The following is a 26,454-nucleotide window of genomic DNA, read 5'->3' on the forward strand; positions in this document are numbered from 1 at the left end:
GGCCCGGCGGGCCCGTCCTTCGGCGGGCCCGCCGCCCTGTGCCGGGTGGACGGAGTCCCCTTGACGCCGTCCACCCCCGGTGGAAAAGTCGTGGCATCACTATCTGACGATGCGTCAGAAAACGAGGACGGTGACCCCCTTGGAATTCGGGATCTTTGTGCAGGGATACGTCGGCCGGCGGGCCGAGACCGACCCGCTCGCCGAGCACAAGGCGCTCATGGAGGAGACCGAGTACGTCATCCAGGCGGACCGGTCCGGCTTCAAGTACGCCTGGGCCACCGAACACCACTTCCTGGAGCAGTACTCGCACCTCTCCGCGAGCGACGTCTACCTCGGCTATCTCGCGCACGCCACCGAACGCATCCACCTCGGCGCCGGGATCTTCAACCCGCTCGCCCCGGTGAACCACCCCGTGAAGCTCGCGGAGAAGGCCGCCATGCTCGACCATCTCTCCGGCGGCCGCTTCGAGTTCGGCACCGGCCGGGGCGCGGGCAGCCACGAGATCCTGGGCTTCCTGCCGGGCATCACCGACATGGACCACACCCGGGAGCTGTGGGAGGAGACCATCGCCGAGTTCCCGAAGATGTGGCTCCAGGACGAGTACGAGGGCTTCCAGGGCAAGCACTGGTCCCTGCCGCCGCGCAAGGTCCTGCCGAAGCCGTACGGGAAGTCCCACCCGGCGATGTGGTACGCGGCGGGCTCGCCCAGCTCGTACGCCATGGCCGGGCGCAAGGGCCTCGGCGTCCTCGGCTTCAGCGTGCAGAAGGTGTCCGACATGGCGTGGGCGCTGGAGTCGTACCGGACGGCGGTGCGCGACGCGGAGCCCGTCGGCGGCTACGTCAACGACAACGTCATGGTCACCACCACGGCGATCTGTGCCGAGACCCATGACGAGGCCGTCCGGGTGGCGGCCACGGGCGGGCTCAACTACCTCCAGTCGCTGGTCTTCCGCTACCACGACACCTTCCCCCGGCCCGAGGGGATCCCCGCGTGGCCCGAGCTGATCCCCGAGTACACCCCCGAGGTCATCGAGCTGCTGATCGCCGAGGAGCTGCTGATCTGCGGCGACCCCGACGAGGTGCTGACGCAGTGCCGGCGGTGGGAGGACGCCGGGGCGGACCAGCTGGTCTTCGGGCTGCCGGCGGGGATCCCGTACGAGGCCACCATGAACACGGTCAAGCTGATCGGGGAGCGGGTGATCCCGGCGATCGACACGGACCCGGTGCACCGGACGACCCGTTTCCGGAACGCGGCGGACGGCTGAGAGAGCGGACGGCTGAGAGAGCGCGCGGACGGGCCCGGTCCGGCACAGGGGCCCGGTCCGCACCCGCGCCGCCCCGACCCCCTGTGAGCCCGGAACCGGAAGGGACGCACCCATGCTCGACCACCTGATCCGCTCGGCGACCCTCGTGGACGGCACGGGCGCCCCCGCGCGCACCGCCGATGTCGGCGTCCGCGCCGGCCGGATCGCCGTGATCGCCCCGCCCGGCGCCGTCACCGACCCCGCCGCGAGCACCGAGGACGCCTCCGGGCTCGTCCTCGCGCCCGGCTTCGTCGACCCCCACACCCACTACGACGCCCAGCTCTTCTGGGACCCCTACGCCACCCCCTCCCTGCACCACGGCGTGACCACCGTCGCCGGCGGCAACTGCGGCTTCACCCTCGCCCCCCTCAACCCCGACCGGCCCGGCGACGCCGACTACACCCGCCGGATGATGGCCCGCGTCGAGGGCATGTCCCTGGTCGCGCTGGAGCGGGGCGCACCCTGGACCTGGCACACCTTCGGCGAGTACCTGGACGCCCTGGAGGGCCGGATCGCCGTCAACGCGGGCTTCATGGCCGGCCACTGCGCGCTGCGCCGCCATGTCATGGGCCCGGACGCGATCGGCGGCCGCGCCACCGACGCGCAGCTGCGGGCCATGACCGCGCTGCTGCACGACGCCATGGACGCGGGCGCCTGGGGCCTGTCCACGACCCAGTCCACCACCCACTCCGACGGCGACGGGGCCCCGGTCGCCTCCCGCCACGCCGCCCCGGACGAACTCGTCGCCCTCTCCCGCGCGGTGGGGGAGCACGAGGGCACCCAGCTGGAGGCGATCGTCGCGGGCTGTCTCGACCGGTTCGCCGACGACGAGATCGACCTGCTCACCGCGATGACCGCCGCCGCCGGCCGGCCCCTCAACTGGAACGTCCTCACCATCGACGCCGCCGTCCCCGAGCGCGTCCCCCGCCAGCTCCTCGCGAGCGAGCGCGCCCGCGCGGCCGGCGGCCGGATCGTCGCCCTCACCCTGCCGATCCTCGCCCCGATGAACATGTCCCTGGGCACGTTCTGCGCGCTCAACCTCATCCCCGGCTGGGGGGAGGTCCTGGCGCTGCCGGTCCCCGAGCGGATCCGCCGGCTGCGGGATCCGGACGTACGGGAACGGATGCTGGCGCACGCCCGCTCCCCCGAGGCGGGGGTGTTCCGGCGGCTCGCCGACTTCGCCCGCTATGTCATCGGGGACACGTACACCCCGCAGAACGCGGGGCTCACCGGCCGGACGGTGCGGGACATCGCCGCCGAAAGGGGCCAGGACCCCTTCCACTGCCTGGTGGAGATCTGCGCCCGCGACGACCTGCGCACCGTGCTGTGGCCGATGCCCACCGACAACGACCCCGCCTCCTGGGAGCTGCGGCGCACCACCTGGGAGCACGAGGACGTCCTGCTCGGCGGCTCCGACGCGGGCGCGCACCTGGACCGGATGTGCGGAGCGCCGTACACGACCCGGTTCATCGGCGACTGTCTGCGCGGGCGCCGGCTGGTCCCGCTGGAGCGGGCGGTACGGATGCTCAGCGACGATCCGGCCCGCCTCCTCGGGCTGCGCGGACGCGGCCGGATCACCGAGGGCCACCATGCCGACCTGGTGCTCTTCGACCCGGAGCGGATCGACGCCGGTCCCGCCACCCTCGTCCACGACCTGCCCGGCGACAGCCCCCGGCTGGACGCGGCGGCGCGGGGCGTCGTCTCCGTGCGCGTGAACGGGGTCGAGACGGTCCGCGACGGCCGCGTCACCGGCGCCGTCCCGGGCACGGTGCTCCGCTCCGGCCGGGACACGAGAACGGTGTCGACCCGGTGACCGGCGGCCCCCGTACCCAGCGGCTCTTCATCGGCGGCCAGTGGGTCGAGCCCCAGGGCGGCCACTACCCGGTGGTCGACCCGGCGACCGAGGACACCGTGGGCCTCGCCCCCGAGGCGAGCCCGGCGCAGGCGCGCGCGGCGGTCGCGGCCGCGCAGGAGGCGTTCGGCCCCTGGTCGCGCACCCGGCCCGAGGAGCGCGCCCGGATCCTGGACGCGGCCGCCACGATCGTCCACCGCCGCACGGAGCCGTACGCGGAACTGGCCCGCGCCGAGTCCGGCGCGACCACCGCCACCGCGCGCGGGATGCAGGTCGCGGTCGCGGCGGCCCGTTTCAAGCGGTACGCGCGCGGGGCGCTGGAGCCGGTCGAGGAGCCGCTGCCGCCGCAGGTCAGTGACGCCGGGCCGATGGGCGGCCCCGGCGTCGTCGGCGCGCTGGCGGTGCGCCGCCCGGTGGGCGTGGTCGCCTGTATCACCTCGTACAACAATCCCTGGGCCAACCCGGCGGGCAAGATCGCTCCCGCGCTGGCCCTGGGCAACACGGTGGTGGTGAAGCCGGCGCCGCAGGATCCGCTCTCCGTCTACCGGATGGCCGAGGCCCTGGCGGAGGCGGGTGTGCCGCCGGGGGTGGTCAACGTGGTGACCGGCGCCGGGCCCGCCGTGGGGGAGGCCGTCGTCGCGGACGGCGGGGTCGACATGGTCAGCTTCACCGGTTCCACGGCGGTCGGCACCCGGATCGCGGAGGTCTGCGGGCGCGGGATGAAGCGCCAGCTGATGGAGCTGGGCGGCAAGGGCGCGGCGCTGGTCTTCGACGACGCCGACCTGCCGGCGGCGCTCGCGGGCATCGGGACGACGTTCACGTTCTACAGCGGCCAGATCTGCACGGCGCCGACCCGGGTGATCGCGCAGCGCGGGATCCACGACCGGCTGGTCGACGGGCTCGCGGCGCTGGCGGCCCGGCTGAGGGTGGGCCATCCGGCCGGGCGGGGGACGGTCGTCGGGCCGGTGATCTCGGCGGCCCACCGGGACCGGGTCGAGTCGTATCTGGCGCTGGGCCGCGCGGAGGGGGCCCGGCTGGTGGCGGGCGGCGAGCGGCCCGCGTTCGACCGGGGTTTCTGGGTGGCTCCGGCGGTCTTCGCCGACTGCTCGGCGGGGATGCGGATCGTCCGCGAGGAGATCTTCGGCCCGGTGGTGGTGGTCCTCCCCTTCGACACGGAGGAGGAGGCGGTGGCACTGGCCGGCGACAGCGACTACGGGCTGGTCGACTACGTCTGGTCCGGCGATGTGGCGCGGGCCTTCCGGGTCGCGGGCCGGCTGCGCTCGGGCGGGGTGGGCGTGAACACCGTCGCGCGGAACATGGAGGCGCCGTTCGGGGGCTTCCGCAGGAGCGGTGTGGGCCGGGACGTGGGTTCGTACGCGCTGCGGGCCTACAGCGAGACGCAGGCGATCGTGTGGTCCGGCTGATGCGCCCGGGCCGGGATCGGATCCGTTCGATGCCCGTGTGATGCCCGGCTGATCCCGCCCGCTCGGGCGGCCGGGATCAGCCGGGGTCGGTGGGCGCGCTCCGCCGGCCGGTGCGGGGCGGGGCGCGCGGTGTGCGGACCGGGCGGGGCTCCGTGGCTCAGGTGCCGTCCGGGGCCGTCAGCGCTGGTCCGTCGTTCCGGGCCCGGTCACCCGGGGTCCCAGGAGTCCCCTTCGCCGGACAGGCGCGGAACGCGCGGAACCGGTGGAAGCGCTGGAACCGGTGTGGTGACTGCCGGTGTGGTGGCTGCCGGAGTGCCGCTCATCAGTGATCTCCCCCCGTCGATCCCTCTGACTTTCCGCTTCGATGATCACTCCCGTCACAGGAGTGGACACCTTCAGCGTGGACCTCACTTTCCCCTGTGGTCTCGCCGGGTGGTAGACACAGACGGTAGTGATCGCCTGCACCCTCCGTGAGATAGATCACGGTTGCCCTCGGATGCCGGGAAATCGACCACTAACCCCGGCTGTCGGCGGGGGGAAATTTTGAAACCGGTCAAAACGGACAGGGCTGCGGTTATCGCACATAGGGAATCCCGCCTTCGTCCTGCCAACGCATGACACGGCCCGCCGCTTCGTCTTCCAAGCGCAGGTCGTGCCCATCAAAGACCGTCAAATCCAAGGTGAATGATCGGGATCTCTCCCTACCGGATGTGGAAACCGCAGCCTTTAACGTCCTGTTCATGACTCAGCTGGACGCGCGGCCACCGGCCGCAGAGCGAGCGGGGGGCACCACCGGCCCGGCGGACGGGAGAGGGGGCGTGCGCACCAAGGGCCTGGGCGGCAACTCCGTCGGGCTCACCGGCAGCGCGGTCATCGGCATCTCGACCGTCGCCCCCGTCTACTGCCTGACCTCCACGCTCGGCTCCACCGCCGGCGAGGTCGGGCTCCAGATGCCCGCCGTCTTCCTGGCCGGCTTCCTGCCGATGCTGCTGGTGGCCTTCGCCTACCGGGAGCTGAACCGCGCCATGCCGGACTGCGGCACCTCCTTCACCTGGACGGTGAAGGCGTTCGGCCCCCGCGTCGGCTGGATGTGCGGCTGGGGCCTGGTGATCGCCACGATCATCGTGCTCTCCAACCTCGCGGGCGTGGCGACGTCCTTCCTGTGGCTGCTGGCGGGCGAGGTCACGGGCAGCGAGTCGATCGCCGCCCTGGACGACAACAAGGCCGTCCACATCGTCACCGTGCTGGTCTTCATCGCGGCGGCCACCGCCATCAGCTACCGGGGCATGACCGCGACCAAGGGTGTGCAGTACGCCCTGGTCGGCCTCCAGCTCCTGGTGCTGGGCCTCTTCGTCGCGCTCGCCCTCGGCAAGGCCGGCGACTTCGAGACCTCGCTCTCCTTCTCGGCCGAGTGGCTGAACCCGTTCGCCGTGCAGTCCTTTGCCGCCTTCACCGCCGGGCTCTCCCTCTCGATCTTCATGTACTGGGGCTGGGACGCCTGCCTCACCGCCAACGAGGAGACCACCGGCAGCGACCGCACCCCCGGCCGGGCCGCCCTGATCGCCATGGTCGTCCTGGTCGGCTCCTACCTCGCCACCGGCGTCGCCGCCCAGATGGCCGTCGGCTCCGGCGACAGCGGCCTCGGCCTGGCCAACCCCGAGACCTCGGACAACGTCTTCGCCGCCCTGGCCGGCCCGGTCATGGGCCCAGGCCTCGGCATCCTCCTCTTCGTCGCGGTCCTCGCCTCCGCCGCCGCGAGCCTCCAGACCACCTTCATCCCGGTCGCCCGCACGGTCCTGGCGATGTCCGCGTACGAGGCCCTGCCGCCCGCGTACGCGAAGGTCCACCCGCGCTTCCGCACCCCCGGCCGGGCCACCGTCGTCGCGGGCATCGCCACCGGCGCCTTCTACACCGTGATGACCCTCGTCAGCGAGAACGTCCTGATCGACACGATCTACGCGCTCGGCCTGATGATCTGCTTCTACTACTCCCTCACCGCCTTCGCCTGCGCCTGGTACTTCCGCCGCGAACTGCTGCGCTCCGGCCGCGACCTGCTCTTCAAGGGCCTCTTCCCGGTCCTCGGCGGCGCCCTCCTCGCGGCGGTCTTCGGCAAGACGCTGTTCGACATGTGGGACCCGGCGTACGGCAGCGGCTCGGCGGTCCTGGGCGTCGGCTCGGTCTTCGTCATCGGCGTCGGACTGCTGCTCATCGGCTTCGTGATCATGCTGGTGATGGGCCGCCGCAGCCCGGCCTTCTTCCGGGGCGAGGTCCTGACGCGGGAGACGCCGGCGATGATCGTGCGCGACTGACCCCCCAAGCCCCCGGGGCCGCCCGCCCCGCTCAGGCGTCGCCCAGCACCCCTTCCCCGTACCCCAGGAACACCGGATTCGTGAACGCCGCCATCCGCCCCGGCACCCCCGGCACGGTCACCGGATGGCGGACCTCCGCACGGACATAGGTCGCGTACCGGGGTGTCGTGTGCCACCGGACCTCCGTGGCGCCGTCCGCGCCCACCGGGCCCGCCGTGTGCAGCACCCCCTGGTCCGTGACCAGCCGCACCGAGCAGCCCGGCACGCCCGTCGCCGTCAGCCGCACGGTCACGGGCGTGTCCCCGGGCACCCGCAGGCGCTCGCCGATGCCGGCCGTGACGCCCCGGCCGCCCGTGGCCGAGAAGGAGAGCGCGACCGCCGACGACTCCGCGACATAGCTGTGGCCCCGGCGCAGCCCCGCCAGGATCTCCCGGCGGCTCAGGCCGTCCGCGAGGACGACGGTCTGCGGGGTGCCCACCGGGTCCGGGTGGCGGTGGGCGTCGCTGCTGCCCATCGCGGGGGTCCAGCGGCCCCGGGCCAGGGCCGCGTCCCACGCCTGGAGCGCCACCTCGTCCTCCGTCGCGTACGAGCCGTTCCACACCTCCACCGCGTCCGCCTCGCCCAGGCCGAACTTCCAGTTGCACCCGACGCAGGTGGCGTGCGGATGCGCCGGGACGACCAGGCCGCCCGCCCGCCGGATCTCCCGGGCGAAGCGGCCGAAACGGTTCTCGCGCGCCCGGTAGCGCCAGTCCACGAAGGTCCCCGGGTCGCAGCCCAGCGCCAGGACATGGCCGTTGCGGGTGGTGACCTCCTCGCCGGTGAGGATCAGCAGATCGTCGCCCGCGTGCTGCGCCCAGTGCCCGTGGCCCGCGTGCGTGTTGTGCTCGGAGGTGTTGACGAAGTCCAGGCCCGCCGCCCGCGCGAGGGCCGCGATCTCCGCCGGGGTGCGCCGCCCGTCCGAGAACCACGAGTGCAGATGGCAGTCGCCCCGGTACCAGGCCCGGCCCCGGCCGCGCGCCCGCTCCGGCGGATAGGAGACGGCCGGCGCCGGGGCGTCGGGCCCGTACCGCACCGTCACGGTCACCTCGTACGACAGGCCCTGCGGCGCCACCGTGTACGGCCCCAGCACCACATGCCAGGTCCCCGGCCGCACCGGGCCCCGCACATACCCGGGGGTCGCGTCGTCCGCCCGGAGGAAGAACTCCGTCCGCGCACCACCCGACCAGCCCCGGAACCCCTTCCCGCCGAGTGCCGTCCCCCGCTCGTCGAAGATCCCGACGTCGAGCGCGTTGCCCGGCGTCCCGGCCGGGGTCGCGGGCCGCTCGTACCGGTAGGCGACATGCAGCTCCCGCACCCCCGGCCCCACCTCGACCGGGAGATAGACGTAGTCGGGCGCGCCGGGCGGCAGCACCCCGCGCACCACCTCGCTGCGGTCCGGGGGGTCCTCCGGCCCGGGCGGGGACCCGGGAAACCTCACACCCTTCAACGTAAACGCCGCGCCCGCGCCCGTCGCGAGCAGCCGCCGCCGCCCGAACGCGCCCGACTCCGTGAATCCCGGTCCCTCGCGCATACCGCTCAGCTCCTCGGGCTGTTCTCCGGTAGTGAGACTCAGGTACTGAGATGCTGGTACTGAGATTCTGGTACGTGAGTCATGAACAGCGGCGCAAGGGCAGGCCGCCGCCGGACGGCGGGAACGAGACGTCCGGCGGCCGGCGGGAAGCCCGCCCGGGCGGCCACCGGGCGGGCCCGACCAGGAGGGCACGTACGGCATGCGCATCTCGACCACGATCTTCCTCACGGACGAGACCATCACCCCCGTCCGCCTCGCCCGGGAGCTGGAGTCCCGCGGCTTCGCCGGGCTCTACCTCCCCGAACACAGCCACATCCCGGTGGAACGGCTGACACCGGCCCCCATGGGCGATGGTGAACTGCCCCGCGAGTACGGCCGGCTCCTCGACCCCTTCGTCGCCCTCGCCCAGGCCGCCGCCGTCACCGACCGCCTCACCCTGGGCACCGGTGTCACCCTCCTCGCCCAGCACGACCCCGTCGACCTCGCCAAGCGGATCGCCACCCTCGACCACCTCTCCGGCGGCCGCCTCACCCTCGGCATCGGATACGGCTGGAACCGGGAGGAGGCCGAGGACCACGGCGTCGCCTGGTCCACCCGGCGGGCCCTCGCCCACGAAGGACTCGACCTGATGCGGGCCCTGTGGGCGCCCGAACCGACCGCCTACGAGGGGGAGTTCCGCTCGGTGCGGGCCTCGTGGGCGTACCCCAAGCCGGTCCGGGGCGCCCCCCGGATCCTGCTGGGCGGGGCGGCGGGCCCCAAGCTCTTCGCCCGGATCGCGAGCGGCGCCGACGGCTGGTACCCGATCGGCGGCACCGGCCTCACCGAGGCGATCCCGCTGCTGCGGGCCGTCTGGGAGGAGGCGGGCCGGGACCCCGCAGCGCTCCACGTCGTGCCGTCGGCGGTGCTGCCCACCCCCGGCAAGCTGGCGCACTACGCCGATCTGGGGATCGGGGAGGTGGCCCTCCAGCTCCCGCCGGGCGGCGAGGCCGAGGTGCTGCGCGCGCTCGACGAGTACGCCCGGTACCTGTAGCCGGGGGCTGGGGGCCGGGCGGGCTCAGCTTCCCACCAGCGACTCCCCGACGCTGGTGCGCGCGTACAGCACCACCCGCCCGGTCCGGTGCGCGCTCACCAGACCCGCCGCCCGAAGCGCCGTCAGATGCTGGGACACACCCCCGGCGGACAGCTCGATCCGGCGGGCGAGATCGGTCGTGGACGCCGGGTGCGCCAGCTCCGACAGCAGCCGCGCCCGGGTCCGTCCGAGCACCCCCGCCAGGGCGTCCGAACACGGCTGCGGCCCCCGCTCCCACAGCGTGCCGATGCCGCGCGGCGGATAACGCAGCGTCGGCTGCCAGTCCTCGCTGGTCAGATTGGAGAAGATCCGGGGCCAGGCGAACGCGGAGGGCACCAGCAGCAGCCCCCGCCCGTCGAGCCGCCGCACCCCGAGCCCGGACCTGCGGATCACCTGGAGCGTCCCCGAGTCCCAGGTGATCTGCGGCCCGAAGTCGTCGAAGAGCCGCCGCGCACCGCCCTCGGCGAGATGGATGGCCCGGTTCAGGATGTCCCCCTCGAACAGGGCCTGCATCCGGGGCCAGAACGGCGCGATCGCGACCTCCCAGTACGCGGCGATCACCTCGGTCAGCCGGTCCAGCTCGCCCGCCGGGTCCGCCCGCAGCCGCTCCATCGACGCGTCGACCCCGGGCGTCCGCGTCCGCAGCAGCTCCGGCGGGGTGGCCCTCAGCGTGGCCAGCTCCACCTCCAGCGACGGCTGCGGGGTCGTCGGCGGGGGTACGAGGAACGAGGGGACGCACTCGGCGGGCACCGCTATCAGCCGCGAGAGCGGGGCGAGATCCAGCCGGGCCGCGTCGAGCAACGGCCGTACCCGCTCGGCCCACTGTCGGTGCACACCCCCGTCGTCACCGCTCTTGAGGACCCGCACGCTGGCCACCACCTCCCACAGCGGAGAGACGGCGAACCGCGTCCTGGCCACGTCCTCGGCCGTGAACTCGATATCGACGGTGCCACCTTGGGCACGTCCCACTTGCACCATTCAGCCGACACTAAATCATTGGCGCCGGGTTTGGGGCCCCCGGAGGGTAAGGAGCATGTCCCTGGAGAGCCCCTGGCGGGCGCCCGACTTCCGTGTCCTCTTCTCCGCCGTCGTCCTGACCAACCTCGGGACGAACGCCGCCTATGTGACCGTGCCCCTGATCGCCGTCGAAGCCCTGGACGCCGGACCCGGCGTGGTCGGCGCCCTGCTCACCCTGATGAGCGCGGCCTTCCTGCTCATCGGGCTCCCCGCCGGGGCCTGGGTCGACCGGACGCGCCACCGCCGGGTCCTCGTCGCGGCGGAGGCGGTCCGGGCCCTCCTCTTCCTCTCCGTCCCCCTCGCCTGGTGGCTGGACGCCCTCACCCTCTGGCAGCTCGGCGCCGTCGTCACGCTCGCCGGGGCCGCCGCCGTCTTCTTCGACGTCACCACCCACAGCGCGCTGCCGCGCCTGGTGGGACGGGACGCGCTGGTGCGCGCCAACTCCTCCTTCGTCGTCGTCCAGGCCGTGGGCCAGATGGCCGGCCGGGGCGCGGGCGGCGGCCTCGTCCAGCTGCTCACCGCACCCGTCGCCGCCGTCGCCCTCGGCCTCTTCCACCTCGCGTCCGCGCTCCGGCTCACCGCGCTCGGCCCGTCCCCGAAGCCCGCGCCGCCGGCGCCCGGGGTCCGGCTGGCCGCACAGATACGGGAGGGCCTGCGCCATGTCCTCGCCGACGGCCGGCTGCGCGCCCTCGTCCTCGCCGGGGCGATCAGCAATCTCGGCCTCCAGATCGTCAACACCCTGATACCGGTGCTCTTCGTCGGCGAACTGGGCCTGTCGGCGGGGACGCTGGGGCTCTACTGGGCGGTCGGCGGCATCGGCGCCCTGATCGGCGCCCGCTGCGCCCGCACCCTGGCCGCCCGCAGCCGCGACCATGTCCGCACCCTCGCCCTCACCGGCCTCTGCCTCTCCCCGGCGCCGCTCGCCCTGCCGCTGGTCGACCGGGGCGGCTGGCTGGCGCTCGCGGCGTTCGGCTGGGCGGTGGTCACGTTCAAGATCGGCATCGACAACGTCCTGGCGGTGACGGTCCGCCAGCGGCTCACCCCGGACACCATGCTCGGCCGGATGAACGCGACCTTCCGCTTCCTGCTGTTCGGGGCGATCTCGCTGGGGTCGGCGGTGGCGGGGATCCTCGGGGAGCTGGTGGGGGTGCGGGAGGCGATGTGGGCGGGGGCGGCGCTGATGACGGTGGCGTGGGTGCCGCTGCTGCTGGTCCGCCGCCGGGCGGGGGCGGCGGGGGAGCCGGGCCCGGCGGCGGCCGGGGCGGCGGATGCGGGGCTGGCTGGTCCGGCGGCGCCGGGAGGACCCACCGGTCCGGTGGCCGGGGAGCGGGGCCCGGCCGTGCCCGGGGCGGCGGTTGTGGAGCTGACGGGTCCGGCGGCGCCCGGGGCGGCGGTCGTGGAGCCTGCCGGTCCGGCGGCCGGGGCGGCCGTGGACCCGACCCTTCCGGTGGATGCGGCGGCCGTGGACCCGGCGGTTCCGGCGGCGGGGGACGGGTCTGTCCCGTCGCCCCCGCCGGAGCCGGTGGATCCGATGCCCGCCGCCGGGCACGCGGACCGCGCCCGGCGATCCTGAGCGGGGCCCGGGCTGCCGGCCTTGTGGCGGTCGCTCCGTTGCTCTGGCCGGTGCGGTGGCGGTGGACGGGTCCGTCCCGGTGCTCCCGGCGGAGTCGGCCCTGCGGCCTTGAGCAGGTTCCGGGCCCCTGGCCCTGCGGCGGTCGGCACCCGTCGCCCCGGCCGGTGCGGTGGCGGTGGACGGGTCCGTCCCGGTGCTCCCGGCGGAGTCGGCCCTGCGGCCTTGAGCAGGTTCCGGGCGGTCGCCTCGTTGCTCTGGCCGGTGCGGTGGTCGTGGACGGGTTCGTTCCGCTGCTCCCGGCGGGTCCGGTGGATCCGGCGCCCGCCCCCGGCGCGCGCGGACCCGGCCCGGCGGCCGTGAGCGGGGCCCTTTGGCGACCGCCCGGCGGCGGTCACCCCCGGAGCACCCCCGAAGCACCCCCGGACTTCGCCCGTGGTCATCCCCCGAGTGCCCCGGGGCTTCGCCTCACTGCGGGAACGAGGGCCTCAGCCGCAGCTCGCCCGCGCCCTCGGTCCCGATCCCCTTCTTCCCGCCGCGCAGCACGAGCCCCGGCGGGTAGTCACCGCCGGCCAGCAGGTCCAGGTGTCCGTCCCGGTCCGCGTCCCGCAGCCGCACGAACTGCCCCAGGGCATCGCCCCGGGACGCCGTGCCCGGCACCCCGGCGGTCTCCCGCGTGAACCACTGCGAACCCGCCCCGGTGAGTCCCGTGCGGGAGCCGCGCAGCAGATGCACCCCACCCGCGTTCTCGACCGCGCCGACCTTCTCCTGCGGTACGCCGACGGCGAGATCGGGATACCCGTCCCGGTCGACGTCCCCGGCGGAGATCGAGGTCGCGAAGGCGTCGCCCGGGGTGAGTCCGGTGGCCACGCCGGGGCTGCCCTGGTTGACGCGGTACGTGGAGACGGGGCCGTTCGCGCCGCCGCGCAGCACCGCCAGCGCGCCCGCGCCGTCCTCGCGGCCCTCCCCGAGGGCGAGGTCGCCGTACCCGTTGCGGTCGAAGTCCGCGACGACCGGGTCCGTCGGATGGTGGAAGGCCCGGTTGTAGGTGGTCAGCTTCCCCCGCTTGAGCGAGGAGCCGCCCTTGAAGAGCAGCGCTGCCGAGGTGGGCCCGGCGTTGGCCTGGCCCTGGCCGACGGCGTACAGATCGGTGATCCCGTCCTTGTCGACGCGGCCGGCCGCCAGCCCGAGGACCCCGTGCAGCCCGGCCTCGTACGGCTTGTACTCGCTGACCGTGCCGCCCTTCCCGGCCTTGGTGAAACCGCCCCGGTAGAGGTGGAGGACCCACGTGTCCATGACGGCGAGGTCGACCCTGCCGTCCCCGGTGAAGTCGCCCGCCGCGAGCACCCCGCCGAACCCGGTCCGGACCTTGGTGTCGGGCAGCGGGATCCGGGCGGCCCCGGTGCCGGTGAGCCCCGCTTTCGACCCCCAGATGAGGGTGACGGCGCCCCGGGCGGGGCGGCCCGCCTTCTCGGTGGGGTCGCCCGCGGCGACGTCGGCGTAGCCGTCCCGGTTGAAGTCGCCGGTGGCGAGCTGCGAGCCGAAGGCGTCCCCGTACCCGCCGGCCGACCCGGCGGTGCCCGGAATGCCGGGGGTGCTCTGCGTGAACGTCGTGGTCTTCGTGCCGATGCCCCGGGCGGCACCGTAGGTGACCTGGAAGCGGCCGTCCCCGGGCACCACGTAGTCGCGGATGCCGTCGCCGTTGAAGTCGTCGGCGAACTTCGCGGGCTTGGCGGCCCGGGGTGCCCCGGCGGCGGCCCCGGGCCCGGCGGACAGCCCGACCGCGCCCCCGGCGAGCGCCAGGGAGAGGGATGTCGCCAGTCCGGTACGGAGGGTCCTGCTCATGGTCATGCTCGGTCTCCTGTTGGGCCAACTCCCCTGACCCCGAGGTGAATTACGTGACGGACGGGAGTACACCGAAGACCTCCGGGACCCGTGGAGGGTTGTACGCGGGAGTACGCGGGAGTGCGCGGGAGTGCGCGGGAGACCGCCGACCGGCCGGCGCCCTCACCCGTCCCTCTTCCTCCCGTTCCCCTCCCTCTTCCCTTCTCCCACCAGGAACGCGGCCACCACCGGCCCCAGCACCGCCCCCAGGTCCTCGGCCGTCAGGATCGTGGACGACAGCGGTACGGGGGAGAGCCGCCCCCGGGGCAGCGCATCCGCCAGCCGTGCGGCGAGGTCCGCCGGGTGCCGGGCGTCGGAGCCGGGGACGACGAGGACCGGGGCACCGATCACCGCGAGGTCGGCGACCGACCGGAAGGCGCGGTCCCGCCCGATCGCGCAGAACGCGGCCAGGCTCGCCGCGTCGGCGCGGGGCATCGCCTCCCGTACCAGATTGCCGATCAGAGGGGCGAGATCCGTCAGCACCGGATCCCAGCCGGCCGCGACCCCGTCCGCCCGCACCCGGGCAGCGAACCGTTCGAAGAAGACCCGTTCCGCCTCCTTCGCCGCGTCGTCCTCGATGTCCTCGGCGCTGATGACGACCACGGCCCGGACCCGCCCGGGGTGTTCCACGGCCATCCGCAGCGCGACCGTGCCGCCGAGTCCGGTGCCGCCGACCACCGCCGCCCCGAGCCCCAGCAGATCGAGGAGGGCGACCACGTCGGCGGCGTACCGCGACCAGGTGTGGTGTTCCTCATGCGGACAGGCCGACCGGCCGAAGCCGCGCCCGTCGGGCAGGACCACCGTGTGCCGGCCGGACAACCGTGCCGCCAGCGGCAGCAGACCGCGATGGTCGGGGCCGCCGCCGTGCAACAGCACGACCGGCGGCCCGCTGCCGGTCGTCCACGCGTGCAGGGGGCAGCCGTCGCCGCCCCGGAAGGTCACAGCGGTGAGCACGGGCCCGCGCCCCACCCCGCCGGTCGAGTTTTCCACAGGCTGATCCTGCCCCGTCCCGGCGTTTCCAGCGGATACGTATGCTCAGCTCCATGACGGACCAGACACCCGCCCCCCCGACCGCGAACGCCCTGCGCCGCGCCCTGCGTCGTGCCAGGGACGGGGTCGCCCTCGACGTCACCGAAGCGGCGGTCCTGCTCCAGGCGCGCGGAAGCGACCTGGAGGACCTGTGTCGTTCGGCGGCGCGGGTGCGGGACGCCGGTCTCGAAGCGGCGGGCCGCCCCGGGGTCATCACGTACTCGAAGAGCGTCTTCATCCCGCTCACCCGGCTCTGCCGGGACAAGTGCCACTACTGCACCTTCGCCACCGTCCCCGGCAAGCTCCGCCGCGCAGGCCACGGGATGTTCATGTCGCCGGACGAGGTGCTGGCCATCGCCCGCCGGGGCGCCGAGATGGGCTGCAAGGAAGCCCTGATCACCCTCGGCGACAAGCCCGAGGACCGCTGGCCCGAGGCCCGGGAGTGGCTGGAGGCCGAGGGGTACGACGACACCATCGCGTATGTGCGGGCCATGTCGATCCGGATCCTGGAGGAGACCGGGCTGCTGCCCCATCTCAACCCGGGCGTCATGACGTGGACGGACTTCCAGCGCCTCAAGCCGGTCGCCCCCTCGATGGGGATGATGCTGGAGACCACCGCCACCCGGCTGTGGAGCGAGCCCGGCGGCCCCCACCACGGATCGCCCGACAAGGAGCCCGCCGTCCGCCTGCGGGTCCTGGAGGACGCGGGCCGCAGCTCCGTACCGTTCACGAGCGGTCTGCTCATCGGCATCGGCGAGAGTTACGAGGAGCGCGCCGATTCGCTGTTCGCGCTCCGCCGGATCTCCCGCGCCTACCACGGCATCCAGGAACTGATCCTTCAGAACTTCCGCGCCAAGCCCGACACGGCCATGCGCGGCATGCCCGACGCCGAGCTGGACGAGCTGGTCGCCACCGTCGCCGTCGCCCGGCACATCCTGGGCCCGTCCGCCTGCCTCCAGGCCCCGCCGAACCTGGTGGACGCCGAGTTCGCGCGGCTCATCGCGGCCGGCGTGGACGACTGGGGCGGGGTCTCCCCGCTCACCCCTGACCATGTGAACCCGGAGCGGCCGTGGCCGCGGATCGAGGAGCTGGCCGAGCACTCGGCCGCCGCGGGCTTCCGCCTCGCGGAACGGCTCTGCGTCTACCCCGAGTTCGTCCAGCGCGGCGAGCCGTGGCTCGACCCCCGCCTCCTGCCGCACGTCCGCGCCCTCGCCGACCCGGCCACCGGCCTCGCCGACCCGGACGCCCGGCCCACCGGGCTGCCCTGGCAGGAGCCCGACGAGGGCTTCACCTCCGCCGGCCGCACCGACCTGCACCGCACCATCGACACCGAGGGCCGCACCCACGACCGGCGCGAGGACTTCGACGCCGTCTACGGCGACTGGGAGGCGCTGCGCGAGGCCGCCGCCCCCGGCATGGTCCCCCAGCGCATCGACACCGACGTCCGCCAGGCCCTGGCCACCGCCGCCGACGACCCGACCCGCCTCACCGACGACGAGGCCCTGGCCCTGCTGCACGCCGAGGGGCCCGCCCTGGACGCGCTCACCCGCATCGCGGACGAGCTGCGCCGGGACGTCGTCGGCGACGACGTCACCTACATCGTCACGCGGAACATCAACTTCACCAACGTCTGCTACACCGGCTGCCGCTTCTGCGCCTTCGCCCAGCGCCGCACCGACGCCGACGCGTACACCCTCTCCCTGGACCAGGTCGCCGACCGGGCCGCGCAGGCGTGGGACGTGGGCGCGGTGGAGGTCTGCATGCAGGGCGGCATCCACCCCGACCTGCCCGGCACGGCGTACTTCGACATCGCCCGCGCGGTCAAGGAGCGCGTCCCCGGCATCCATGTGCACGCCTTCTCGCCGATGGAAGTCGTCAACGGGGCCTCCCGCACCGGTCTTTCCATCGAGGAGTGGCTGACGGCGGCGAAGGAGGCCGGGCTCGACTCCATCCCCGGCACGGCCGCCGAGATCCTGGACGACGAGGTCCGCTGGATCCTCACCAAGGGCAAGCTGCCCGCCGCGACCTGGATCGAGGTCGTCAGCACGGCGCACCGGCTGGGCATCCGCTCCTCGTCCACGATGATGTACGGGCATGTGGACCAGCCCCGGCACTGGCTCGGGCATCTGCGCACGCTCGCCCGGATCCAGCAGGAGACGGGCGGGTTCACCGAGTTCGTCACCCTGCCCTTCATCCACACCAACGCGCCCGTCTACCTCGCGGGCATCGCCCGCCCGGGCCCGACGGACCGGGACAACCGCGCGGTCACGGCGATGGCCCGGCTGCTGCTCCACCCGCACATCACCAATATCCAGACAAGCTGGGTCAAGCTGGGTGCGGAGGGTGCGGCCGAGATGCTCCGGTCCGGCGCGAACGACGTCGGCGGGACGCTGATGGAGGAGACCATCTCCCGGATGGCGGGGTCGCGCTACGGCTCGTACCGCTCGATCAAGGATCTGATCGCGATCGCCGATCTGGCGGGGCGGCCGGCGAAGCCGAGGACGACGCTGTACGGGGAGGTCCCCGAGGAGCGGGTACGGACGGCGGGAGGGTCGGACGGGCAGCTGCCGGAGCTGCTGCCGCTGGTGGAGTAGGCGCGGCGGGGCCCTGCGGGCTTGTGAGCCGGTCGGGGTCCCGGTGGCCCGGGGGCTTGTGGGTCCGGGGCGGACGGGTCCGGGATGGACGGGTCCGGGGCGGACGGGTCCGGAGGTGGGCGAGGCGCGGGGCCCGGTGCGCGGGGCGGCGGACGGGTCCGGGAGGCACCGACCGCCGCCGGGATCCCTGCCCGCCCGCCCCGGCCATCCCGCCCCGGACGCATCAGCCGATAAGCTGCCTGCCGTGACGGCCCCCGCCCGGGGGCGGGAGAGCGCGCTGAGGAGACACACCCGCGATGGCCCGTCAGATCTCGTCCGCGGCGCTGGTGACCGGGCTCACCTCGGCAGCGCTCGTCGGAGTCCTGCTGCTCGCGGTCCAGGCCGGCCAGTCCGCCCCGGAGAACGCGGCGGCCCGCAAGCCCGCCCCGAACAGCAGCGCCGACAGCGCCAAGGGCAAGGACAAACGCCCGGCCGGGCCCCCCGCCGTCCCCAAGGACTCCGGCACCGGCAAGCGCATCGTCTACTCCCTCAGCGCGGACCGCGTCTGGCTCGTGGACCACACCGACAAGCAGCTCAGCACCTTCACCGTGTGGCCCGGCAACGTCGAACCGGCCCTCGGCACCCACAAGGTCACCAACCGCCTCGCCTCCATCACCGGCAACGACGGCGTCTCCGTCGAGAACATCGTCTACTTCTCCGGCTCCGCCGAGGGCCCGCCCATCGCCTTCTCGGCGGCGGTCGACGGCTCGTCCCCGAAGCCCGTCCCCGGCGGCAAGACCGGCGCGATACGCACCCGTACCGCCGACGGCGACCGGATCTGGGCCTTCACCGTCGTGGGCAGCGAGGTCGTCGTCGTGCGCTGAGCCGGGACCGCCCGCCCCCGGACCGGTCCACCGCTGCCCGACGACAGTGCTGTCCCGGTACGAGCCGGCACGAGCCGGTACCGGCCGGCAGAGGTTCGACACAGGCTCGACACAGGCCCGCACCAGCTACCACGTCCAGGGAGGGGCGCGCGGTGAACGCAGCAGCCACAGCCGTCTGGGGGCGAACCGAACAGCAGGACTTCCGGGCCCGGGTCCGCGGCGCCCTGCTCGGCGCGGCCCTCGGTGACGCCCTCGGCGCGGGCGTCGACCCGCTGCCGCTCACGGAGATCCACCGGCGGCACGGCCCCGGCGGGCTCACCGACCCCGTCCCCGCCCACGGCCGCCGGGGTGCCGTCACCGCCGTCACCCAGCTCATCCTCTTCACCGTCGACGGCCTGATCCGCGCCCAGGTCCGCCGGGACACCGGCGCCTGGCACCCGCCCACCGACGTCCACCGCGCCTACCTGCGCTGGGCCGCCACCCAGTACGACTGGGGCCCGGACGAACGCCGCGAGGACAACGGCTGGCTCGCCCACGAGGAATGGCTCTACACCCGGCGCGACGCCCCCCGCGCCAGCCTCCTCGGCCTCGGCGACGACATCATGGGCACGCTGCACACCCCCAAGAACCCCACCGCCCGCGACGGCGGCGCCCTCGCCCGGTCCGCACCCTTCGGCCTCCTCGTCGGCTGGGAACCCCAGCTGGTCTGCCAGCTCGCCCTGGAGTGCGCCGCCCAGACCCACGGCCACCCCGCCGCGACCCTCGCCTCCGGCGCGTTCGCCGTCGTCGTCCACGGCCTCGCCCGGGGCACGACGCTGGAGGCGGCCGTCCGCACCGCCCTGGAACTGGTCACCGCCCACCCCGGCCACCAGCCGGTCACCGACGGCCTGACCGCCGCCCTCGCCGCCGTCCGCGAAGGGGTCCCCGGACCCGACCGCGTCGAGGCCCTGCGCCGCTCCGGCGGCGACGGCCGGCATGCCGAGGACGACCTCGCCGTCGCCGTCTACGCGGCCCTGGTCAGCGAGGACGTCCGCCACGGCCTCCGCCTCGCGGTCAACCACGACGGCCCGTCCGCGACCACCGGCGCCCTCACCGGAGCCCTGCTCGGAGCCCTGCACGGGGAGACGGCGCTCCCCCCGGCCTGGCTCTGCGAACTGGAGGGCCGTCCCACGCTGCTCGCCCTCGCCGACGACTTCGCGATGGAGATGACGCAGGGCCCGGCGCTGCACAGCGCGACGGGGGCGGCTCCGGGGTGGCTGGCGCGCTACCCGAGAGCCTGAGCCGCTACCGGCGAGGACGGGAACGGGCGAGCCCGGGGGCTCCCCGCCGGTCGACCCGGCGGGGAGCCCTTCACTCAGGGAACGCGGCGCGTCCCGGGGCGGTCGGATCAGCCGCGCCCGTCGCACGCCTTGCAGTCGCCGCTTCCCCGGCAGCTGTCGCACTTCCACACACCTCGGTAGCCGGAGCCATCACAGGTGGTGCACTTTCCGTCGCCCTTGCAGCGCTGGCACTTGTTCCACATGGCGAGTCCTCGTTCCGTTGTCCTGGGCAGTTGGATGTCTTGGGCCGGAAGGCGCGGGGTCACAGGTTGACGGTGCCGCTCCACCCGGCCTTGGGCAGCAGCTTGTTGTAGTAGTGATTGGGGGTCAGGGAGATGACGAAGGGCTTGGGGTTGGGCAGGCGCCGGGTGTTGTTCAGCCAGGGGCTGTAGGCACGGAAGATGTCCACGCTCTTGGTCAGGCAGTTGTTGCGGGTCAGGCTGTAGCCGTTGTGCTTGCTCGTGCGGGCCGCCCGCTGCGCCTTGGTCACATCGGCGGAGGGTGTGCTGAGGCACCGGTACTTCACGTAGCGCTTGTTGCCGGTGTACCGGGTCTTGAAGTTGTGGATCATCCGGTTCCAGGAACCGCTCCGGATGAAGGTGTCCTCGGGCCGGCCGGTGTTGCCCTCGGTGGCGCCGTACGTCCAGGTCCTGCTGCTGTTGCGGAAGGCCCAGCCGATGTGCCCGAAGGGCCGGAGCCCGCCGGGTCCGTCGATGTCGACGGTGTTGGGCGCGAGGAAGAGACACACCCGGCCACCCGGGGCGGCCTCGGCGGGCGTGGACGCGGTGGTCAGTGCTCCTGCCGCGAGTGCCGTCGCGACCGTCGCGGCCGCGAAGGCGTTCTTGATCTTGACCATGTGGTGGTTCTCCTGTTTGTCGTCAGCCCCGGCGAGGGGCTGCGGCCGGGCTTCCCGTGCCGCTGCGAACGAAGGTGCCGCAGAGCGAAAGGGAGATCACCAGTGCAAGTGGAATGAGGATTTGCGGCGCAACTCGCACCTCCGTAGCCTGCGGCTTCTCGTTTGCACCGCAACGGAACACCCTTTGAGAGAGGAGTAGTTGGTGGATGACCAGGACAAGGAGTTCGCCGAGTTGGCGCACCGCCTGGCCCACGCCCTGGACGCGTGGGAGGCGTGTGTGGGAGGGCCCACCGAGCGGGGAGAGCCGCAGCGCAAGGTCCTGGTGAAGGCTCTGGAGGACGAGCGGAAGACACCCGCCTGGCAGTCCCGCAAGAGGATCGACGCGCCACTACTGGCGTACTGGCTGAAGGGCCGCGACCAACTCCAGCCGCATCTCAAGCACAATCGGCTCCCGAGTGAGGAGGACTGCGCCGCCATCGCACGGGCGCTGAAGCCTTATGCGCCCGAGGAGGCTCAGCGGCTGCCGAGGATCGGCTGGCAGATCGCCGACTTGGCGCGCTGCCTTCTCGCCGTGGGCGGACCGCGCTGGAGGAAACGGGTCCTGGCGAGCATCGACGAGCATCCCGCTGGGCCTGCTGAGCCCGCTGACAGTGCCGAACGGTCCGAGGCGGCGCGGTCAGCCGAACCGACCGAGCCGGTGGAGCCGACCGACAACACCGGACCGTCCGAGGTCACGCCGTTCGCTGAACCGGCCCACCCGGCCGCACCTGTTCAAGCTGCTGGCGCGGCCGAGTCTGCCGGAGCCATGGAGCAGACGGCTGGACGACGGCGCTGGGCGACCGGGACCACCTGGGCGACAGCGGCCACCGTCGCGGGACTGGCCGGGACGGTCGCGCTGTTCATATGGCTGGGCGGCGATGGAGAGTCCTCCTCGGCCGGTAAGAAGCCGAGCGCATCGGCCGGGCCGAGCACACGGGGGGCGGACACGGCCCAGCCAGGCCCTGCCGCCGCCGGCGAGTCCGGCGGCATCGAGGGAAACCACCGGTGCGGAAAGGCCCGGAGCGCGGGCGCGGTGTCCTGGTCGCCCTGCACGCTCGTCGCCGAGGAGGGGACGATGTCCTTCCTGGTGCAGCTCACGAACACCTCGGGCGAGCCGGTCACGGTGAGAGCGAAGCTCGCCTTCGTCCAGGCAGCCGTGGAACAGACGTGTCCCGAACCATGGGGGACATCGGTGCGGATCACGGTTCCCGCCAAAGCGACGAGGACCAGCTCGGTGAAGGCATGCACCGCCTCGCCGGCACCGGCCCGGGCCTTCCAGGCCAGGGGCTGGGTGGTGCCCGATGACACAGTGCCGTGGGGGTACCGGGAGCACTCTCCGACGCTGCACGTGCAGAACGACGGCACTCCGCTGTGGGCCGACCAAGCGGGATGACCCGGCCGGGCGGTCCGGACCCCGGCCCCGCACCGCCCGAAGCCTTACGATCTCGGCCATGGAGCCCACCACCGCCGTCGCCGCCCGTCTCGCGTCGGCCGCCGTCGCCCCGCTGATACGGCGGCTCTTCGCGCCCCAACCCGAGGGCGCCCGACTCGTGGACCGCCCCATACGCATATCAGGCCTGGTGTCCTTCAAGGGCGAGCAGCAGACCCTCGGCGAGAAGGACCTGCACAGACTGGCGACGGAACTGGTCGACCGCGCGGCCGCCGCGTACGGCCCCCACGAAGCGCCCTCCGCCGAGACCCGCCGCGAACTCGCCGACGCGCTCGCCCTCGCCCTGCACAGCCTCGGCGACCTCGACATGGACGACGTCCAGGCCGTCCGCCTCGGCCCCGAGGACTTCGCCGCCCGCCTGGCCCGGCCCCGCCACCTCTCCGCTGCGGCGGAGCCGTACTACGACCCCCTGCTCCACGCCGCGAGCCTGCACGTCCTCAACTTCTTCAGCCGGCGGTCGTCCTTCGTGCCCCGTGCCCTGACCGAGCAGACCCGCACCCTGGAACGGCTCGTCGCCCTCACGGACCTCCTCCTCGAACGCGTCCCGTCCCGCCTGGCGGAGGACGCCCGTTTCGAGGAGCGGTACGTCCGGCACATCGCCGCCAAGCACTGCGACATCACCATCTACGGCCTCGATCTCGACCAGGCCCGCGAATGGCACCTGGACGCGGCCTATGTCTCCCTGGCCGCCACCGATGCCACCTCCATGCCGCTCCCGGCCGATCGCGCACTCTCCGGCCGTGACCGCGTCCTGTTGCGCGGCGGCGCGGGCTCCGGGAAGACCACGCTGGTGCAGTGGCTGGCGGTGACGACGGCCCGCCAGAAGTACGAGGAGTTCGGCGACCACCTCCACCATCTCGTCGGCCGGATCCCGTTCGTCCTGCCCCTGCGCCGGGTCGTCCGCGACGGCGCCCCGCCCACCCCGGACGAGTTCTTGCGTGCCGTCCGCAGCAGTGTCGCCGGAGCCGAGCCACCCGGCTGGACGGACCGGGTGCTGAGCGCGGGCCGGGCGCTCGTCCTGGTCGACGGCATGGACGAGATCCCGCAGCGCGACCGCGAGACCACCCGCCGCTGGCTGCGCGAGCTGATGACCGACTTCCCCGGCAACCTGTGGCTGGTCACGGCCCGCCCCTCCGCCGTCGCCGAGGACTGGCTCGCCGCCGAGGGCTTCACCGAGCTGACCCTCTCCACCATGTCCCACGACGACGTCACCGACTTCGTCCGCCGCTGGCACACGGCCGCCGCAGCCCCACCGGACCTGGCGGACGCCCTCCTCACCGCCGTCCGCACGACCACCGCCCTCGGCCACCTCGCGGTCAACCCGCTGATGTGCGGCATGCTCTGCGCCCTCCACCGCGAACGCAACGGCTTCCTGCCCCACAGCCGCAAGGAGCTGTACGAGGCGGGCCTGCGCATGCTCCTGGAACGCCGGGATTTGGAACGCGGTGTCCAGGACGAGCTGCGGCTCTCCTCGGAGACGCAGATCCTGCTGCTCCAGAAGCTGGCCCACTGGATGATCCGCAACGACACGGCCGAGATGGAACGCGCGGACGCGGTGGCTCAGCTGTCGCGTGCGCTGGAGTACATGCCGCACGTCCAGGCCCCCGCCGAACGGGTCCTCGCCCACCTCCTGGAACGCTCCGGCCTGCTGCGGGAGCCCGCCCACGACCGGCTCGACTTCGTCCACCGGACCTTCCAGGACTACCTGGGCGCGAAGGCCCTGGTGGAGGAGGGGGATTTCCCACTGCTGCTGGCGAACGCCGACCGGGACCAGTGGGAGGACGTGGTCCGGATGGCGGTGGCGCTGGGGCGGCCGGCGGAGCGGGAGCGGATCCTGCGGGGGCTGGTGGCGGATATCAAGAGGGATGCTCTCTCCGACATCTCCCGACCCACCCTGGCCTGGGCACTGGAATTCCGACGGGCGCTGCTGGCCCTCGCCTGTCTGGAACACGCCACCGAGGTCGCTCCGGCCACTCGTGATCACATCCTCGGCCTGACCGGCAGGCTGCTCCCGCCGCGCGATGCGGAGACTGCCCGGATCTTCATGGCGCTGGGCGGCCCACTGGTGCTGGGACTGCTCCCCGGACCGGAAGGGTTGACAGACGACGCGGCCTGGGCCACGGTGATCGCCGCCGCCGACGACGGAACGGAAGTCGGCCTCTCCGTCATCGCCCGCTTCCGTGGCCATCCCGCGCTCAAGGTCCGCCGGCAACTGGTCTGGTCCTGGAAACGCTTCGACTGCCGGCGGTACGCGGAGGAGGTGGTCGCCCGGGTCGACCCGACGGACCTCTACTTCCCCTGCTGGGACCCCGAGCATGTGGAGGCGTTGCGGGCCATGGGCGGCCGGGAGCGGATCCAGCTGCGCGGGCGTCTGCGTCCCTCGGACATGACCGAGTACCTCGACACCGACCGGATCACCCACCTCTGGCTGGCACGTTGGACGTACCGGAATTCCCGGGACTGGCTCCCGGCCTTTCCCCGGCTGCGCACCGTGGTCCTGGAGGATGCCGAGGAGCGGTCGGCGGCGGCAGCCGAACTGCCGCCGCACATCACCCTTCTCGCGGACCCCGACCAGGAGTGAGCCTCAGCGTTCCTTCCTCCGCTCCACCCGCTTCCGCCTCCGCTGCTTCGGCACCGTGGCGGTGGCTCCCGTACCCGATCCGGCGCCTCCGCTCCCGTCCCCGTCGCCGTTGATCCGATCGAGCAGGGCGTCCCGCTCCGGGGTGTCCTCCGGCTTGATGAAGCCGATGAGGATGTACAGCACCAGGGAGATCGCGAGCGGTACGGAGACCTGGTACTGGAGGGCGACCGTGGTTCGCTGGCTGCCGTCCAGTTCGTAGTTGATCAGGAAGAAGGCGATCAGCCCGGCCGCCCAGCTGGTGAGCGCGGCCGTCGGCCCGGAGCGGCGGAAGGTGCGCAGCAGGCCCAGCATGAACGGGATGGCGATCGGTCCCATCAGCCCGGCGACCCACTTGATCACGACGGTGATGATGTCCTTGAAGGTGGGGGAGTTGACCTGGGTGGCCACCGCCATGGAGAGGGCGAGGAAGGCGACGGTCGACCAGCGGGCGGCGATCAGGCCGGCTCGTTCGGACCAGGTGCGGGCCTGCTTCGTGAGGACGGGGGCGATGTCCCGGGTGAAGACGGCGGCGATCGCGTTGGCGTCGGACGAGCACATGGCCATGGTGTGGGAGAAGAAGCCGACGATGACGAGGCCGAGCAGCCCGTGGGGCAGCAGCTGTTCGGTCATGAGGGCGTAGCTGTCGGAGGCGTCGGGCTTCTGGGCGTCCACGAGCAGCGGGGCGCACCACATCGGGAAGAAGAGGACGAGCGGCCACACGAACCAGAGGATGGCCGAGAGCCGGGCGGAGCGGGTGGCTTCGCGGGCGTTGGCGGTGGCCATGTACCGCTGGGCCTGGTTCCACATGCCGCCGTTGTACTCGAAGGTCTTGATGAAGAGGAACGCGAGCAGGAAGGTGACGGTGTACGGGCCGGCGGTGGGTTCGGCGTGGCCCTGGAGCTGGGGTTCGTCCCAGACGGTCCACAGGGTGCTGAAGCCGTCGAGTTCGTTCATGACGGCGAAGAGCATGGCGAGTCCGGCGAAGAGCTGGATGACGAACTGGCCGAGTTCGGTGAGGGCGTCGGCCCAGAGTCCGCCGATGGTGCAGTAGACGCCGGTGATGACGCCGGTGATGAGGATGCCCTCGTTGAGGGAGATGCCGGTGAAGACGGAGAGCAGGGTGGCGATGGCGGCCCACTTGGCGCCGACGTCCACGATCTTCAGCAGGACGCCGGACCAGGCCAGGGCCTGTTGGGTGGGGAGGTTGTACCGGTTCTTCAGATACTCCAGCGGGGAGGCCACGTGGAGCCGGGAGCGGAGCCGGTTGAGCCGGGGTGCGAACAGTTTGGCGCCGATGAAGATGCCGATGGCGATGGGGAGGGACCAGGTGACGAAGGAGGTGACGCCGTAGGTGTAGGCGATGCCCGCGTACCCGGTGAACATCACGGCGCTGTAGCCGGACATGTGGTGGGAGATGCCCGACAGCCACCAGGGCATTTTGCCGCCGGCGGTGAAGAAGTCGCTGACGTTGTCGACCTGTTTGTGCGACCAGAGCCCGATCGCGACCATCACACCGAAGTAGCCGATGAGCACGGTCCAGTCGAGACTGTTCATCTGCCCCCTCCTGGGGTCCGCCTTGTGAACGACCGGCAGTGCACTCCGTCAGACGTCAGCTCAGCGGAGCCCCCGTGCGGGATGGGGACCTGCGGGGATTGAACTCCTCCTGGAGGGGTCGATCAAGAGAAA

The 26,454-nt window shown here is 73.1% G+C and carries 17 protein-coding genes; 11 read left to right on the forward strand and 6 right to left on the reverse strand.

The window, feature by feature from the left end; genetic code table 11:
* Positions 1–139: 139 nt before the first annotated feature.
* From SYYSPA8_RS23955 to SYYSPA8_RS23970, 4 genes are all read left to right on the forward strand, one after another.
* Positions 140–1,264, forward strand: a complete 1,125-nt coding sequence (locus SYYSPA8_RS23955) for an LLM class flavin-dependent oxidoreductase (protein WP_323449427.1) — start codon at positions 140–142, stop codon at positions 1,262–1,264.
* A gap of 112 nt (positions 1,265–1,376) precedes the next feature.
* On the forward strand, positions 1,377–3,116 hold the full coding sequence (locus SYYSPA8_RS23960; protein ID WP_323449350.1) for an N-acyl-D-amino-acid deacylase family protein: 1,740 nt from the start codon (positions 1,377–1,379) through the stop codon (positions 3,114–3,116).
* On the forward strand, positions 3,113–4,579 hold the full coding sequence (locus SYYSPA8_RS23965; RefSeq protein ID WP_323449351.1) for an aldehyde dehydrogenase family protein: 1,467 nt from the start codon (positions 3,113–3,115) through the stop codon (positions 4,577–4,579). The genes SYYSPA8_RS23960 and SYYSPA8_RS23965 overlap by 4 nt, the downstream gene beginning before the upstream one ends.
* 740 nt (positions 4,580–5,319) lie before the next feature.
* Positions 5,320–6,888: an APC family permease gene (locus tag SYYSPA8_RS23970; RefSeq protein ID WP_323449352.1), complete on the forward strand. Its 1,569-nt coding sequence runs from the start codon at positions 5,320–5,322 to the stop codon at positions 6,886–6,888.
* A 31-nt stretch (positions 6,889–6,919) separates the two neighbouring features.
* Here the strand turns inward: SYYSPA8_RS23970 and SYYSPA8_RS23975 are convergent, their stop codons facing one another.
* Positions 6,920–8,458, reverse strand: a complete 1,539-nt coding sequence (locus SYYSPA8_RS23975; RefSeq protein WP_323449353.1) for a CehA/McbA family metallohydrolase — start codon at positions 8,456–8,458, stop codon at positions 6,920–6,922.
* A gap of 199 nt (positions 8,459–8,657) precedes the next feature.
* Between SYYSPA8_RS23975 and SYYSPA8_RS23980 the strand changes: the two genes are divergently transcribed.
* Entirely contained in the window at positions 8,658–9,488 is an 831-nt protein-coding gene (locus SYYSPA8_RS23980; RefSeq protein WP_323449354.1) for an LLM class F420-dependent oxidoreductase, read from the forward strand.
* 24 nt (positions 9,489–9,512) lie between these two features.
* Here SYYSPA8_RS23980 and SYYSPA8_RS23985 read toward each other — a convergent pair whose 3' ends face one another.
* Positions 9,513–10,505 (reverse strand): ArsR/SmtB family transcription factor, encoded by a 993-nt coding sequence (locus SYYSPA8_RS23985; protein WP_323449355.1) that lies wholly within the window; start codon positions 10,503–10,505, stop codon positions 9,513–9,515.
* A gap of 55 nt (positions 10,506–10,560) precedes the next feature.
* On the opposite strand from SYYSPA8_RS23985, the gene SYYSPA8_RS23990 reads away from it, so the two are divergent.
* Positions 10,561–12,117 carry an MFS transporter gene (locus tag SYYSPA8_RS23990; protein ID WP_323449356.1) on the forward strand — a complete coding sequence of 519 codons (1,557 nt, stop codon included), beginning with the start codon at positions 10,561–10,563 and terminating at the stop codon, positions 12,115–12,117.
* Between the two features lie 465 nt (positions 12,118–12,582).
* Here the strand turns inward: SYYSPA8_RS23990 and SYYSPA8_RS23995 are convergent, their stop codons facing one another.
* Both SYYSPA8_RS23995 and SYYSPA8_RS24000 read right to left on the reverse strand, forming a co-directional pair.
* Positions 12,583–13,965 carry an FG-GAP and VCBS repeat-containing protein gene (locus SYYSPA8_RS23995; protein ID WP_323449357.1) on the reverse strand — a complete coding sequence of 461 codons (1,383 nt, stop codon included), beginning with the start codon at positions 13,963–13,965 and terminating at the stop codon, positions 12,583–12,585.
* 156 nt (positions 13,966–14,121) lie between these two features.
* Positions 14,122–14,988, reverse strand: coding sequence for an alpha/beta fold hydrolase (locus SYYSPA8_RS24000; protein ID WP_323449358.1), 867 nt, complete (start codon positions 14,986–14,988; stop codon positions 14,122–14,124).
* Positions 14,989–15,041: 53 nt separating this feature from the next.
* Here SYYSPA8_RS24000 and SYYSPA8_RS24005 point away from each other — a divergent pair, with 53 nt between their 5' ends.
* The 3 genes from SYYSPA8_RS24005 to SYYSPA8_RS24015 all read left to right on the forward strand — a co-directional run bounded on the left by SYYSPA8_RS24005 (position 15,042) and on the right by SYYSPA8_RS24015 (position 19,764).
* On the forward strand, positions 15,042–17,621 hold the full coding sequence (locus SYYSPA8_RS24005; RefSeq protein ID WP_323449359.1) for a bifunctional FO biosynthesis protein CofGH: 2,580 nt from the start codon (positions 15,042–15,044) through the stop codon (positions 17,619–17,621).
* Positions 17,622–17,917: 296 nt separating this feature from the next.
* Positions 17,918–18,484: a hypothetical protein gene (locus SYYSPA8_RS24010; protein WP_323449360.1), complete on the forward strand. Its 567-nt coding sequence runs from the start codon at positions 17,918–17,920 to the stop codon at positions 18,482–18,484.
* A 152-nt stretch (positions 18,485–18,636) separates the two neighbouring features.
* Positions 18,637–19,764: an ADP-ribosylglycohydrolase family protein gene (locus SYYSPA8_RS24015; protein WP_323449361.1), complete on the forward strand. Its 1,128-nt coding sequence runs from the start codon at positions 18,637–18,639 to the stop codon at positions 19,762–19,764.
* Positions 19,765–20,065: 301 nt separating this feature from the next.
* Here SYYSPA8_RS24015 and SYYSPA8_RS24020 read toward each other — a convergent pair whose 3' ends face one another.
* On the reverse strand, positions 20,066–20,659 hold the full coding sequence (locus SYYSPA8_RS24020; RefSeq protein WP_323449362.1) for a hypothetical protein: 594 nt from the start codon (positions 20,657–20,659) through the stop codon (positions 20,066–20,068).
* A gap of 202 nt (positions 20,660–20,861) precedes the next feature.
* Between SYYSPA8_RS24020 and SYYSPA8_RS24025 the strand changes: the two genes are divergently transcribed.
* Both SYYSPA8_RS24025 and SYYSPA8_RS24030 read left to right on the forward strand, forming a co-directional pair.
* Complete coding sequence (locus tag SYYSPA8_RS24025; RefSeq protein WP_323449363.1) at positions 20,862–22,091, forward strand: hypothetical protein; 1,230 nt, start codon at positions 20,862–20,864, stop codon at positions 22,089–22,091.
* A gap of 58 nt (positions 22,092–22,149) precedes the next feature.
* Complete coding sequence (locus SYYSPA8_RS24030) at positions 22,150–24,729, forward strand: NACHT domain-containing protein (RefSeq protein WP_323449364.1); 2,580 nt, start codon at positions 22,150–22,152, stop codon at positions 24,727–24,729.
* A 3-nt stretch (positions 24,730–24,732) separates the two neighbouring features.
* On the opposite strand, the gene SYYSPA8_RS24035 is transcribed toward SYYSPA8_RS24030, so the two are convergent.
* Complete coding sequence (locus SYYSPA8_RS24035) at positions 24,733–26,322, reverse strand: sodium:solute symporter family protein (RefSeq protein ID WP_323449365.1); 1,590 nt, start codon at positions 26,320–26,322, stop codon at positions 24,733–24,735.
* Positions 26,323–26,454 lie beyond the last annotated feature (132 nt).

The sequence above is a fragment of the Streptomyces yaizuensis genome (assembly GCF_034961445.1).
Taxonomy (GTDB): domain Bacteria; phylum Actinomycetota; class Actinomycetes; order Streptomycetales; family Streptomycetaceae; genus Streptomyces; species Streptomyces yaizuensis.